Here is a 12,585-nt window from a genome sequence, read left to right as displayed (position 1 = left end):
AACCTGATAACCGAGCGCGGCAGGCGGGTAGATGTGCTCGCCCCTGACAAGGAGATCCGGCCATGACGGCGCCCCAGATCCGTTTGCGCAACTCGCTCACGCGCAAAGTTGAGCCCTTTGACCCGGTAACGCCCGGCGAAGTGAGCATGTATCTGTGCGGCCCCACGGTCTATGACCGCGCCCACCTTGGCAACGCGCGCAACGTGATCCTGTTCGACGTGCTTTTCCGTTTGTTCCAAGAGGTTTATGGTGCGGATCATGTCACCTATGTGCGGAATTTCACTGACGTAGACGACAAGATTAACGCCCGTGCAGCGCAATCGGGCCGGGCGATCGGCGACATCACCGATGAGACGATCGGCTGGTATCTGGACGATATGGGGGCGCTTGGCGCGTTGGAACCCACGCATATGCCACGGGCCACGCAGTATATCCCGCAGATGGTGGCGATGATCGAAGATTTGATCGCCAAAGACCATGCCTATGCGGCTGAGGGGCACGTGCTGTTTCGGGTCGCAAGCTATAGTGACTATGGACGGCTCTCGGGGCGGTCTGTGGACGACATGATCGCGGGGGCACGGGTGGAAGTGGCCCCCTACAAAGATGACCCCATGGATTTTGTCCTTTGGAAACCGTCGGACGCCGAGACGCCCGGTTGGGATAGCCCGTGGGGCCGGGGTCGTCCGGGTTGGCACATCGAATGCTCGGCGATGGCCTATGAGCTATTGGGCGAGACCTTCGATATCCATGGCGGTGGCAATGATCTGATGTTCCCGCACCATGAGAATGAGATCGCACAATCGTGCTGCGCCAATCCGGGCGCGGGTTTTGCGAAGGTTTGGCTGCACAATGAGATGTTGCTGGTCGAGGGCAAAAAGATGTCCAAATCCTTGGGCAACTTTTTCACCGTGCGGGACCTTTTGGACAAAGGCGTGCCGGGTGAGGTGATCCGGTTCGTGTTCCTATCCACGCATTACGGAAAGCCGATGGATTGGACCGAACGGAAAGCCGAGGATGCCGCGAAAACGTTGCGCAAGTGGAGGGCGCTCACGGCGGGCGTTGAACCCACCGCAACCGCGGCCCCTGAGGTGATCGCAGCGCTTTGTGACGACGTGAACACGGCCGGGGCTATCGCGACGTTGCACAAATTGGCGGGCGCGGGAGACGCGGCGGTTCTGTTGGCGTCGGCCCGTTTGATGGGCCTTTTGACCGAGGACTTGGGGGGCTGGGACAACGTGGACCTGAGTGTTTATGAAACCGCCCTAACCGAGGCGCGCGCGACGGCTATGGCGACCAAGGATTTCACTGAGGTGGATCGATTGAAAACGGCTCTCTTGGCCGCTGGCGTTGAAGTCCGGATGAGCAAGGAAGGCGTGGCCTTGTCTGCTGGTACGGGGTTCGATCCGGCTGCGTTGGAGGGACTTGTATGATGTACCCCCACCAAACCGCACTGAACGCCGAACAGGGGCAGGCCTTATGACCCGCGCTAAACTCTCCCTCTATGACACAACCCTGCGCGACGGGCAGCAGACCCAAGGCGTTCAGTTCTCCACGGCTGAGAAACAAGCGATTGCGGCCATGCTCGACACGCTTGGGGTCGACTATATTGAGGGCGGCTGGCCCGGAGCGAACCCAACAGACAGTGCGTTTTTTGAAACCGCACAGACACAGCACGCGACCCTGACGGCCTTTGGCATGACCAAACGGGTTGGCCGCTCGGCGGAGAACGACGATGTGCTGGCCGCCGTGTTGAACGCAGGCACTCCTGCGGTGTGCTTGGTGGGCAAAACGCACCCATTCCACGTGGATACGGCATTGGGCTGTACGCTTGACGAAAACCTTGAGGCGATCCGCGCCTCCATCGCGCATGTCACGGCCCAAGGGCGCGAGGCCCTGTTCGACGCGGAGCATTTCTTTGACGGCTACTCAGCTGATCCAGACTACGCGATTGCCTGCGCGACCACCGCCCTTGATGCCGGCGCGCGCTGGATCGTTCTGTGTGACACGAACGGCGGCACAATGCCCGGCCGCATCGCGGAAGTAACCCGCGCGGTCATCGAAGCCGGTGTGCCCGGAAGCCATCTGGGCATCCACACGCACAACGATACCGAACAGGCCGTTGCGGGCAGCTTGGCGGCGGTTGAGGCAGGGGCGCGCCAGATCCAGGGTACGCTTAACGGGTTGGGGGAGCGTTGTGGAAACGCCAACCTGACTGCGCTGATCCCAACACTGGTCCTGAAATCTCCCTATAGGGAGATGTTCGACACCGGCATTTCCACCGATGGCCTTGCCGACCTCACGCGGATTTCGCGCAAACTGGATGATATTCTTAACCGCGTGCCCAGACGCGAAGCGGCCTATGTGGGCGCCTCGGCGTTCGCGCACAAAGCGGGCCTACACGCGAGCGCAATTGCGAAAAACCCCGCAACCTATGAACATATCCCACCTGAAACCGTGGGAAATGCGCGCATCATTCCGATGTCAAACCAAGCGGGTCTGTCGAACTTGCGCAAACGGCTTGAGGGCGCGGGCCTGCCGACCGACGACACGGACGCGCTGCGGCTTATCCTCGATCGGATCAAAACGCGTGAGGATGCGGGCTACAGCTACGACACCGCACAGGCCAGTTTTGAGCTGCTCGCCCGCGAGGCTCTTGGCCAGCTCCCCGACTTCTTTGAGGTCAAGCGCTACCGCGTCACGGTTGAGCGGCGCAAAAATAAGTACGACCAAGTGGTGAGCCTGTCGGAGGCCGTGGTGGTCGTAAAGGTCGGCGGTGAGAAAAAGCTATCCGTCAGCGAAAGCATGGATGCCGAAGGCACGGACCGCGGCCCCGTTAACGCGCTGGCGAAGGCCTTGACCAAGGATCTCGGCGCCTACCAAGACCTGATCGAAGACATCCGACTGGTGGATTTCAAGGTCCGCATAACCCAAGGCGGTACCGAGGCTGTCACCCGTGTGATCATCGACAGCGAAGACGACAAGGGCCGCCGCTGGTCCACCGTGGGGGTTTCGGCCAACATAGTAGACGCGAGCTTTGAGGCCTTGGTCGATGCGATCCGCTGGAAGCTGGTGCAAGACACGTGAGCCTACAGGCCTGCGCCGAACTGGTCGAACGGGGCGATCCTGACCGCTTTCTGGCAACGATGGCTGCGCCGCCGGCGCTGCGGGCCACACTCTTCCCGCTGTATGCGTTCAACGTGGAAATCGCACGCGCCCCTTGGGTGACCCAAGAACCGATGATCGCAGAGATGCGGTTGCAATGGTGGCGCGATGCGCTCGAAGAGATAGAGGCGGGTGGGGCGGTGCGCCGTCATGAAGTTGTCTCACCGCTGGCTGAGCTATTGGATGCAGAGGCATGCGCCACGCTCGATCTGGCTGTGGCCGCCCGGAGATGGGACATCTACAAGGACCCATTCGAAGACGCGGCGCACTTCGAAAAATACCTCGATGAAACAAGCGCAGGCGTCCTCTGGACAGCGGCTCGGCTTACTGGCGCGCGCGCCTCCGAAGAACCAGCCGTTCGCGCTTGGGGCAGGGCACTGGGCCTCGCCAACTGGTTCCGCGCAGTTCCGGCGCTTGAAGCCGCAAACCGTATTCCCCTTGTGGATGGTCGTCCCGAAGCCATTCGGACCCTCGCGGCCCACGCTCTGAACCTCCTCAAACCAGCGAAAAACGCGGCCCTGCTTCCGGCGTGGGAGGTCAAGGTGCTTTTGAAACAAGCGGCTCAAAACCCGATGCGCGTCGCGGAGGGAAGCCTCGGCCAATCTGAATTCAAAAAACGGATCAGCCTCGCAAAGGCCGCAATTCTAGGCCTTTAGCGCGCTCCTTTGTTCCACAAATACTCATAAGCGCCGCAGGCGCGCATCGCATCGCGATCAAAGAAAAACGTCTTAGGCGACTTCCAGAGGCCTCAAGCGAAGCCAGATCAAAGCCGCCCCGGCAAGCGTCAAAAACGGCACCATCGCGATGTTTACGGCTGTCCAGCCCGCGACCATATCAGCCCCCGAGTTCACCAATCCGCCCGAGCTGAGCGAGGCCAGTGTAACGAACCCGAACACGATCAAATCGTTCAAACCTTGCGCAGTGCCGCGCTCCTCTGGTGCGTGGTTCGCCGTTAACATGGCGGTTGCGCCGATGAAGCCAAAGTTCCAACCAAGCCCGAGCAATACCAACGCGCCGTAAAAGTTGAACAAATCCACACCTGCGATCGCGACCACACCTGCAAGGCCAAGTGCCAACAGGCCTACGGACACGACCTTGCTCGCGCCGAAGCGCGCGATCAAATGCCCGGTAAAGAACGACGGCGCGAACATCGCGATCACATGAGCGGACACAATGTCCGCCGCATCGCCGGTCGTAAAGCCGCAGCCCACGACGGCCAATGGCGTCGAGGTCATGATGAGGTTCATCAGTGAATAGGTTACCATCCCACAGATGATCGCGACCAAAACGGCAGGGTCGCGCAACAGCTCCATCCTCGTGCGGCCTTTTGGGGCGTTGGCGGCAACAGGCGCAGGTTTTGGCATGTCTAGGAACCAAAACAGCGACATACCAACAATGTTCAGAACGGCCGCCGCGAGATATGTGCCCAAGAACGGATAAATAAACGCTTCGTTCGTGACCTTGACCAGCTGCGGCCCCAACAGAGCCGCCACAAGGCCGCCTGCCATCACGTAGGAAATCGCTTTGGGCCGATAGGCATCCGATGCACCATCAGCCGCGGCAAAGCGGTAGAACCCTTGCGCGGACATATAAATGCCGGTGGAGTAGCTGCCCATCAGGAACAGCGCGAAGCTATCTAGGTAAAGTGCCGCCGCACAAATCAGCCCGCCAGCGGCCCCGCCAAGCGCGCCGATCACAAAACCAACCTGTCGGCCCATCCGCTGCATAAGCGGTGAAATCCACGGCGCTGTGGTCATTGAGCCAAACACAATCAGCGAAATCGGCAGCGTGGCCAGCAGCGGGGAAGGCGCAATCGTCAGGCCCGCCAAACCGCCCACCACAAAGAGCATAGGCATCTGAGCGCCCAAAATCGCTTGGGCCATGACCAAGACGATTACATTGCGTTTGGCGCGGGCGTCGTTTGTCGACGAATCAACGATTGCTGTCATGCTCTTGTCCTACAGTCTGCCCAGCACCGCGTCCAGCGCGGGTCACAGTGGTGCGATCAAATGTGCAAATGACCCGCTGACCGCGCCATCGCGCAGACCCATCGGGGATAATTTGGTGCCCTCAGCGTCTTGGGCGGTGAACAACGGCTCACCTTTTGCCCTGACGGTCGTGGCGTAGTGAAATTCGTGGCCTGTCCATGCGCCGGGAAAGGCGCCGTGATCTGCGTGCAATCGGCGGTAGCCGAGGTGCAGTTTTCGGGTCGAAAAACTGGTTTCTAGGTTCAACAGGCCGGCCATGGCGTGGGGAGTGCCCGTTGCATCAACCAAGGTCTGACCTAGCACCATGTAGCCGCCGCATTCGCCATAGATCTGCGCGGTTTCACTGGCCCGCCGCAGCGAATGAAGAAACACGGCACTCGCCGCCAGCTTGCCTGCGTGCAATTCAGGGTAGCCGCCGGGCAGGTAGACCAGATCACATTCTGGCACAGCCTGATCCGCAAGCGGCGAAAACGGGATCACTTGTGCCCCTGCGGCGCGCCATGCGTCCAAAAGGTGCGGATAGGCGAAATCAAACGCCGCGTCCGAGGCCAATGCAATCCGCTGCGCAGGGGGCTTGGCGGGCTGCGGTGTGGGTGCTGTTGCGATGGGCGCTGCTAGGTCATGCAGCTTGTCTAGATCAACCGTTAGGGCAAGCGTGTCGCCTGCGCGATCGAGGAATGCGTCTAGGTCCGGCCGCTCTTGCGCCTGCACAAGTCCCAAATGTCGGTCCGGGTGTTCAAGCCCGCGCACGCGTGGGACCGCACCGAGGACCGGTATGCCAAGCGGCTCAAGGGCAGCCCGTAACATCCCAGTATGCCGGGGGGAGCCAACGCGGTTAAGGATCACACCGGCAATCGTAACCTCTGGGTGAAAGTTCGCAAAACCGGCCACCAAAGGCGCGATGGAATGGGCCATGCGCCCGGCATCCACGACCAAGACGACGGGCAGGCCGAGGGTTCGGGCGAGGTCTGCGGTGGATCCCCTTCCGGCCGGGGGCGCCCCGTCAAATAGGCCCATCGCGCCTTCGACCAGCAAAAGCTCTGGTGTGCCTTTGGTGGCAAGCGCACGCAATTGTTCGGGGCCCATGGCCCATGCGTCCAAAGACATACAAGGCCGCCCGCAGGCGGCCTCATGAAAGCGGGGATCAATGTAATCGGGGCCAGATTTTGCGCCTCTGACGTTGACGCCAGCTTCGCTCAGCGCGCGCAACAGCCCCAGCGTGACCGTCGTTTTGCCGGATCCAGAGGTGGGTGCGGCGAGGATCAGGCCTTTCACGACACTTCTGCCGGGCGCCCACGGTCCAATGGGTCCAGGCTGCGCGGGGCCTCTCCGGCGGCCATGGCCTGCCAGTCGAGGGCTTGGCGCAGGCTAACGGCGCGGCCTACGCAGATGATCGCAGGTGCGCCCATGCCGCTGGCCTCGACGTCCGCCGCTGCGCGCGAAAGCGTGGTTTCGAGCACTTCTTGGGTCTCGTGGGTGGCGTAGCGCACCACGGCCACGGGTTCGTCCGGATGCCTGCCGCCAGCGATGATGGCCTCGGTGATCTGGGCGATATGTTTGATGCCCATGTAGATCACGATGACCTCACTGCCGCGGCCGATTGCGGCCCAATCTAAGCCGCACGGCGTGTTTCCACTGGCGTCATGTCCGGTGACAAAGGTCACAGATTGGTTAACGTCTCGGTGGGTGACGGGGATGCCCGCATAGGCCAAGCCGCCCACGCCCGCGGTTATGCCGGGAATGATGCGGATCGGGATGCCATGCTGCACAAGGGTCTGAGCCTCTTCGCCGCCACGGCCAAATACAAACGGATCGCCCCCCTTGAGCCGCAAGACCCGCTTGCCCGCGCGCGCCAGCTCAACCAAGCGGAGCGAAATATCGCGCTGCTTGGACGAAGGCTTGCCGCCGCGCTTGCCTGCATAGATATGCTCGGCTTGCGGGGCCCATTCTAACAGGCGGTCGCCCACAAGTGCGTCATACACGATAACATCAGCCTGACGCAGCGCGTTCAGACCGTGCAGCGTCATCAGGCCGGGATCACCCGGGCCAGCACCACATAGCCACACCCAGCCAGTACGCATCTCGGGCCAGTTACCGCCCGGAAAGGAAACAGAGTCGTTCATGCCGCGCTTATGCCTGTTCTTTAGCGCGGCGAAAAGATGCGCTGACGACAAGCCTTTGCCCATTGGCGACGCATCCACGTGTCGCTAGGGTGCCGGCATGACTGATGCTGTCACATTACGCCGGGGGTGGACCACTGGCACCTGCGCCACCGCGGCTACGAAGGCCGCGTTGATGGGCCTGTGGGCGGGTACCGTGCCGGGGCAGGTTTCGGTCATTCTGCCCAAGGGAGAAAACCCAGAATTTGAGGTGGTTGGCGGTCGTTGTTCATCTGATCAGGCCGAGGCCGGGATCATCAAAGATGCAGGCGACGACCCCGACGTGACCCACGGTGCCGAGGTCCGCGTGACCGTCCGGCCCAGTGCAGGCGGCGTGGTGTTTCGCGCGGGTGCGGGCGTGGGGCTGGTGACCAAACCGGGGCTGCCAATTGCCGTGGGTGAACCCGCAATTAACCCCGTACCGCGCAAGATGATGGAAGAAGAAGTCGTGGCGCTTGCCGTGGCGTACGACCGAACCCCTGATGTTGAGATCACTGTGAGCGTGATTGGCGGCGCGGAACTGGCCCTCAAGACATGGAACCCGCGCCTTGGGATTGAGGGTGGTTTATCAATTTTGGGCACCACAGGTGTTGTGCGCCCGTTTTCCTGTGCGGCGTGGATCGCCTCGATCCACCGTGGGATCGACGTGGCGCGAGCCAGTGGGCTGCCCCATGTTGCGGGCTGCACCGGTGCCACGTCTGAGCGGATCGTGCAGGGGGTACATGGCCTGCCGGATCACGCGATGCTGGACATGGGGGATTTCGCGGGGGGGCTGCTAAAATATTTGCGGCGCCACCCGGTTCCGCGTCTGACGATTGGCGGGGGCATTGGCAAAATGTGCAAACTGGCCCAAGGCGCGATGGATTTGCACTCGGGCCGGTCTCAGGTTGACCTTGGCGCGCTATCTTCTTGGGTTGGGCAGGATCTGACGGACTGCAACACCGCGCTTGAGGCCTACACCCGTGTGGGGCCCAACCTTGCGGAAGCGGTTGCGCATAGGGCACTCAATCAGGTGAAGATCACTTTGCAAGACACTGATATTAAAGTTGATACAATTATCATCGACCGTGCGGGCACCATCATTGGGCGCGCTGCATGACGGTGTTACTGTTGGGGGGGACGGGTGAGGCGCGCGCGCTGAGCCAGCGGCTCACCGGGCTTGCGGTGATTGCGTCACTTGCGGGTGTAACGCGGAAACCTAAACCCTACGGTGTCCCCACAAGGATAGGTGGTTTTGGCGGGGCCGATGGGTTCCGGTCCTTTCTAAAAGATGAAGGTGTCACCGCAGTTATTGACGCGACACACCCTTACGCCGCGAAGATGTCGCAGCGGGCCTCTGCTATTTGTGGTGAAATGGCCGTACCGTATCTGCGCCTGTTGCGCCCTGCTTGGCAGCCGCAATCGGGCGATCAATGGCAAGAGGTGGCTACCCTCGCGGACGCGGCGGCCATCCTCCCGACCAACAGCACCATCTTTCTTGCAACCGGGGGGCAAAGTGCTGATCACACCAAAGCCTTGCACGCACATACGATCTGGCTTCGACGCGTTGATGATACAGGTCCCGCGCCCTGGCCAAAAGGCGGGGTGATCGTGGGGCTGCCCTCCAATGATCCGCAAGTTGAGGTCGCGCTTTTGCAACGGCACGGTATCACGCACATGATCGCAAAAAACTCAGGGGGCCCTATGGGTTACGCCAAACTGGACGCCGCGCGCACCCTTGGATTGCCGGTCATTTTGCTGTCTCGGCCACCCGTTCCGGATGCGCCGGTCACGACATCCCTCGATACAGCCGAAAGTTTTGTCAAAGCCCATGCCTCATAACGAACGGATCATCGAGACGCCGGAATGTGTAGCGGAAGGTGCCATGGCGTTGGCGGCTGCGTGCCCGCGCATGGCCTATGCGCTGACCCAAACCGGGCCGCTGCCGTTGCGCCGCAAGCCTGACGGATTTGCGCCGTTACTCGATGCCATTGTGAGCCAACAAATCTCGGTTGCGGCGGCGGATGCGATTTGGGGGCGGATGAAGGCCGCTAAACTGACAGGCCCACGCAAAATCATGTGGGCGACAGATGAGGATCTGCGCGTATGTGGGCTATCGGCTCAGAAAATCCGCTATGCCCGGGCACTTGCCGAGGCGCGGATCGATTTTAAGGCGTTGCGCGACGCCCCAACCGAGGCGGTGATTGAGGAATTGACCCAAGTGTCCGGCATCGGGCGTTGGACCGCGGAAATATACGCGATGTTTGCGCTGGGGCGTGCGGATGTCTTTGCGCCGGGTGACCTTGCCCTCCAAGAAGGCGTGCGGATTTTGTACAATCTAGACACGCGCCCAAAGGAAAAAGAGATCCGCGCCATGTCCGAGGCTTGGGCCCCGTGGCGCGCCGTTGCAGCCCGCGTTCTTTGGGCCTACTACGGGGTGGCTAAATCAAGGGAAGGGACCCGATGACACGCACGCTCGATCACCAAAGCCGCGCGCCCCAGTCGGGGACGACCAAGAACCTTGTGGTTTTTCTGCATGGATACGGCGCAGATGGCCCAGATTTGTTGGGGCTGGCCGATCCACTGGCTGAACACCTGCCGGACACAGCCTTTGCCGCGCCCAACGCGCCAGAGCGGTCTGTGGCGAACCCTATGGGATTTCAATGGTTTCCCATTCCGTGGATTGATGGCTCCTCCGAGGAGGAATCGCGCAAGGGCATGATGCTCGCGGTGGATGACCTGAACGCGTTTCTTGATGATCTGATGGCGGAACACGGCGTGACCCCGGCGCAAACGGTTCTCTTTGGCTTTAGCCAAGGGACGATGATGGCGTTGCACGTTGCCCCACGCCGGGCCGAGGCCTTTGCGGGCGTTGTCGCGTTTTCGGGCCGTTTGCTAGAGCCAGAAAGCCTAGCCGAAGAGGTCGTATCACGCCCCCCGGTAATGCTTGTTCACGGCGACGCCGACGATGTGGTTCCGGTCGAAAGCCTGCCCAAAGCCGCCGAAGCGTTGCAAGAGGCGGGGTGGGAGAAAGTCTTTGCCCACGTTCAAAAGGGCACAGGCCACGGGATTGCGCCCGATGGGCTAAGCGTTTCGCTTGCTTTTATGCGGTCCGTGTTGGGACTGGAATAGCGTCACGCGCCCGTTACATCGTCTTCGTATGACACTCTTGGAAGCTGCCATCTAGGGTCTTGCCAGATGGCAGCCGCCATATATAGTGAAAGTTGCTGGGGCGGGGCTCCCGCTCTGGTGGCCACTGCGGCATACGGAGCGAGGACGGAGTCTTTGATGGACGCACGACCAAACGACGTTGGGATTACCCCCCCAACGCATCCCACGCCCCCGACGGGCGATGATTTTAAAACCGCGTTTTTACGCGACCCCCAAACACTGAAACACTATCCGGCGCTTGTGCTGAACGCGGATTACCGGCCGCTGAGCTACCTGCCGCTCAGCCTTTGGCCGTGGCAAGACGCGGTGAAGGCGGCGTTCTTGGATCGGGTGGATATTGTGGCTGAGTACGATCACACCGTGCGCAGCCCCACGACGGAAATACGCGTGCCCTCGGTTGTGGTTCTTAAGGACTATGTAAAACCGCAAAAACGCGTAGCATTTACTCGGTTTAACCTGTTTCTGCGCGATGAATTCACCTGTCAGTATTGCTCCTCGAAGGGGGATTTGACGTTTGATCACGTGGTGCCTCGGGCCAGTGGTGGGGTGACCTCGTGGGAGAATGTGGTGGCTTCATGCTCTCGGTGCAATTTAAGAAAGGGCTCCAAGTCATTGAAGCAATGCGGGTTTAGCCTGCGCCGTGCGCCGCGTCAGCCTGCAAGTGCCGAGTTGATGAACTTGGGTCGAAAGTTTCCACCCAATTATTTGCACGAAAGCTGGATGGATTATCTGTACTGGGACGCCGAGCTAGACGCCTAGACCGCGTCGGGGATGTCAAATCCCGGCTCTGCGAGGGTGAAGCCCTCAAATTGAAAGCCCGGTGTGACGGTGCAACTGACCAAAGTCCAAGCGTCCATGGGTGCATCCTTTGGCAGGCGAGCCGCTTGCCACGCGTCTTTGGGCACAAGCGCTTGGGGCTGCATTTGCGAAATGTCAGGGCCTAAAAGGTTCACCTTGGCGGGGCCTGCGTCATCGTCCGATACGCGTAGCTCCAACGGATGGCCTGCGTACCAAAACCACATCTCATCCGCATCGACCCGGTGCCAATGGCTGTGTTCGCCCGCCTTTAATAGAAAGTAAATCGCCGTACCCGCAGGACGTTCACCATCTGTGGCATCGGCCTTCCATGTTTCGCGATAATGGCCGCCCTCGGGGTGGGGCTGTAGGTTGAGTGTTGCGATGATCTGATCGGCGGTCATGCAGACCTCCCCTTGTTTTCGCGCAAAATGATGTAGAGACCGGTCAGGACTGTGACGCAGATCCCGACAGCCGCAAGGCCGTTGGGCAGGTCACCAAAGGCGGCGAACCCGATGATGGTTGCAACCGGAATTTCGAGGTATTGCATAGGGGCAAGCGTGGAGGCCGGGGCCAAGCGCAAGGACCACGTCATGCACAGGTGCCCCAAAGTGCCCAACGCGCCAAGGGCAAAAAGCCACAATATATCAGCGCCTTGGGGTATAGGCCATGTGCTCTGTGCCCCTGTGAGTAGGACCGCAGCACCAACCAGAACGCTTGCCTGCGCGCCATTGATGGCCTGCAATGTGATTGGGTCAATTTCCTTGGAAATCTGACGTGTGACCAACATAAACAGCGCAAAGACCACCGCGACGACCAGCGGCAGCATCGCGGGCCAGCCGACGTTTGCAAAGCTTGGCTGGATCACCATCAATGTGCCCATAAATCCGACTGCGCAGGCCCCCATGCGGTGCGGCCCGACCTCTTCGCCCAGCACGAAATGCCCAAGCAAAAGCAAGATGAACGGCATTACAAACGCAATCGCGATGGCATCGGCTAGCGGCAGATAGGTGAGAGAGGCGAACATCGCCCAAATCCCGAGGATGTACAGGCACGCACGCAGCAGCGTTAGGCGCCAAAGCCGGGAGGAGAGGTGTAGCGAAGCTAGATTGCGGGCAACAAGTGGGGCCAGCAATACGGTTTGTGTCGTGGTTCGCACGAACACCAGCATCAAAATTGGGAACGTCCCGGCCAAAGCCTTGACCATCCCGTCCCCCAGTGGCGCCATGAGGCAAAAGCCAAGCATGAACGCGATGCCCAACATGGGCCGGTCGAGCGATGGAGCGGGTAGGTGGGTCATGACGCGACCCTAGGCCGCGTCATGTAACGGT

13 protein-coding genes are annotated in these 12,585 nt (G+C 60.7%); 8 read left to right on the top strand and 5 right to left on the bottom strand.

Annotated features, from left to right (window positions below; translation table 11 throughout):
* The first annotated feature begins 62 nt into the window (after positions 1 to 62).
* From cysS to THS5294_RS11365, 3 genes are read left to right on the top strand one after another with little or no spacing between them, the layout of a single operon-like run.
* A complete protein-coding gene (gene cysS / locus THS5294_RS11375) occupies positions 63 to 1,430 on the top strand; it encodes a cysteine--tRNA ligase (RefSeq protein ID WP_058123857.1) in 1,368 nt (455 codons plus the stop codon).
* Positions 1,431 to 1,476: 46 nt separating this feature from the next.
* Positions 1,477 to 3,084, top strand: coding sequence for a citramalate synthase (cimA, locus tag THS5294_RS11370; RefSeq protein WP_058123856.1), 1,608 nt, complete (start codon positions 1,477 to 1,479; stop codon positions 3,082 to 3,084).
* Positions 3,081 to 3,818: a squalene/phytoene synthase family protein gene (locus THS5294_RS11365; protein WP_058123855.1), complete on the top strand. Its 738-nt coding sequence runs from the start codon at positions 3,081 to 3,083 to the stop codon at positions 3,816 to 3,818. The genes cimA and THS5294_RS11365 overlap by 4 nt, the downstream gene beginning before the upstream one ends.
* Before the next feature lie 72 nt (positions 3,819 to 3,890).
* Here the strand turns inward: THS5294_RS11365 and THS5294_RS11360 are convergent, their stop codons facing one another.
* From THS5294_RS11360 to cobA, 3 genes are read right to left on the bottom strand one after another with little or no spacing between them, the layout of a single operon-like run.
* Positions 3,891 to 5,111, bottom strand: a complete 1,221-nt coding sequence (locus THS5294_RS11360; RefSeq protein ID WP_058123854.1) for an MFS transporter — start codon at positions 5,109 to 5,111, stop codon at positions 3,891 to 3,893.
* A gap of 42 nt (positions 5,112 to 5,153) precedes the next feature.
* Positions 5,154 to 6,425 (bottom strand): cobyrinic acid a,c-diamide synthase CobB, encoded by a 1,272-nt coding sequence (locus THS5294_RS11355; RefSeq protein ID WP_058123853.1) that lies wholly within the window; start codon positions 6,423 to 6,425, stop codon positions 5,154 to 5,156.
* A complete protein-coding gene (gene cobA / locus THS5294_RS11350; protein WP_058124182.1) occupies positions 6,422 to 7,273 on the bottom strand; it encodes a uroporphyrinogen-III C-methyltransferase in 852 nt (283 codons plus the stop codon). The genes THS5294_RS11355 and cobA overlap by 4 nt, the downstream gene beginning before the upstream one ends.
* Before the next feature lie 97 nt (positions 7,274 to 7,370).
* On the opposite strand from cobA, the gene THS5294_RS11345 reads away from it, so the two are divergent.
* The 5 genes from THS5294_RS11345 (at position 7,371) to THS5294_RS11325 (ending at position 11,218) form a co-directional block, all read left to right on the top strand.
* Positions 7,371 to 8,408, top strand: a complete 1,038-nt coding sequence (locus THS5294_RS11345) for a cobalt-precorrin-5B (C(1))-methyltransferase (protein WP_058123852.1) — start codon at positions 7,371 to 7,373, stop codon at positions 8,406 to 8,408.
* Entirely contained in the window at positions 8,405 to 9,130 is a 726-nt protein-coding gene (locus THS5294_RS11340) for a cobalt-precorrin-6A reductase (protein WP_058123851.1), read from the top strand. Before THS5294_RS11345 ends, THS5294_RS11340 begins: the two co-directional genes overlap by 4 nt.
* Entirely contained in the window at positions 9,120 to 9,755 is a 636-nt protein-coding gene (locus THS5294_RS11335) for a DNA-3-methyladenine glycosylase family protein (protein WP_058123850.1), read from the top strand. Before THS5294_RS11340 ends, THS5294_RS11335 begins: the two co-directional genes overlap by 11 nt.
* The gene (locus tag THS5294_RS11330; RefSeq protein ID WP_038003410.1) at positions 9,752 to 10,420 is read left to right on the top strand and encodes an alpha/beta hydrolase; all 669 of its coding nucleotides are present in this window, start codon (positions 9,752 to 9,754) and stop codon (positions 10,418 to 10,420) included. The genes THS5294_RS11335 and THS5294_RS11330 overlap by 4 nt, the downstream gene beginning before the upstream one ends.
* A 156-nt stretch (positions 10,421 to 10,576) precedes the next feature.
* Positions 10,577 to 11,218, top strand: a complete 642-nt coding sequence (locus tag THS5294_RS11325; RefSeq protein WP_081946034.1) for an HNH endonuclease — start codon at positions 10,577 to 10,579, stop codon at positions 11,216 to 11,218.
* On the opposite strand, the gene THS5294_RS11320 is transcribed toward THS5294_RS11325, so the two are convergent.
* Entirely contained in the window at positions 11,215 to 11,658 is a 444-nt protein-coding gene (locus THS5294_RS11320) for a cupin domain-containing protein (protein WP_058123849.1), read from the bottom strand. The two genes, THS5294_RS11325 and THS5294_RS11320, sit on opposite strands and share 4 nt — an antisense overlap.
* On the bottom strand, positions 11,655 to 12,554 hold the full coding sequence (locus tag THS5294_RS11315; RefSeq protein ID WP_058123848.1) for a DMT family transporter: 900 nt from the start codon (positions 12,552 to 12,554) through the stop codon (positions 11,655 to 11,657). Before THS5294_RS11315 ends, THS5294_RS11320 begins: the two co-directional genes overlap by 4 nt.
* Positions 12,555 to 12,585: the final 31 nt, after the last annotated feature.

This window comes from Thalassobacter stenotrophicus (genome assembly GCF_001458315.1).
Classification (GTDB): domain Bacteria; phylum Pseudomonadota; class Alphaproteobacteria; order Rhodobacterales; family Rhodobacteraceae; genus Thalassobacter; species Thalassobacter stenotrophicus.
The sequence above is the reverse complement of the archived record's forward strand: the minus strand, read 5'-3'. Positions and strand labels throughout refer to the sequence as shown.

Coding starts and splice junctions, on each gene's coding strand:
- cysS (WP_058123857.1), top strand. CDS start 63: ATGACGGCGCCCCAGATCCGTTTGCGCAACTCGCTCACGCGCAAAGTT.
- cimA (WP_058123856.1), top strand. CDS start 1,477: ATGACCCGCGCTAAACTCTCCCTCTATGACACAACCCTGCGCGACGGG.
- THS5294_RS11360 (WP_058123854.1), bottom strand. CDS start 5,111: ATGACAGCAATCGTTGATTCGTCGACAAACGACGCCCGCGCCAAACGC.
- cobA (WP_058124182.1), bottom strand. CDS start 7,273: ATGAACGACTCTGTTTCCTTTCCGGGCGGTAACTGGCCCGAGATGCGT.
- THS5294_RS11345 (WP_058123852.1), top strand. CDS start 7,371: ATGACTGATGCTGTCACATTACGCCGGGGGTGGACCACTGGCACCTGC.
- THS5294_RS11340 (WP_058123851.1), top strand. CDS start 8,405: ATGACGGTGTTACTGTTGGGGGGGACGGGTGAGGCGCGCGCGCTGAGC.
- THS5294_RS11335 (WP_058123850.1), top strand. CDS start 9,120: ATGCCTCATAACGAACGGATCATCGAGACGCCGGAATGTGTAGCGGAA.
- THS5294_RS11330 (WP_038003410.1), top strand. CDS start 9,752: ATGACACGCACGCTCGATCACCAAAGCCGCGCGCCCCAGTCGGGGACG.
- THS5294_RS11325 (WP_081946034.1), top strand. CDS start 10,577: ATGGACGCACGACCAAACGACGTTGGGATTACCCCCCCAACGCATCCC.
- THS5294_RS11320 (WP_058123849.1), bottom strand. CDS start 11,658: ATGACCGCCGATCAGATCATCGCAACACTCAACCTACAGCCCCACCCC.
- THS5294_RS11315 (WP_058123848.1), bottom strand. CDS start 12,554: ATGACCCACCTACCCGCTCCATCGCTCGACCGGCCCATGTTGGGCATC.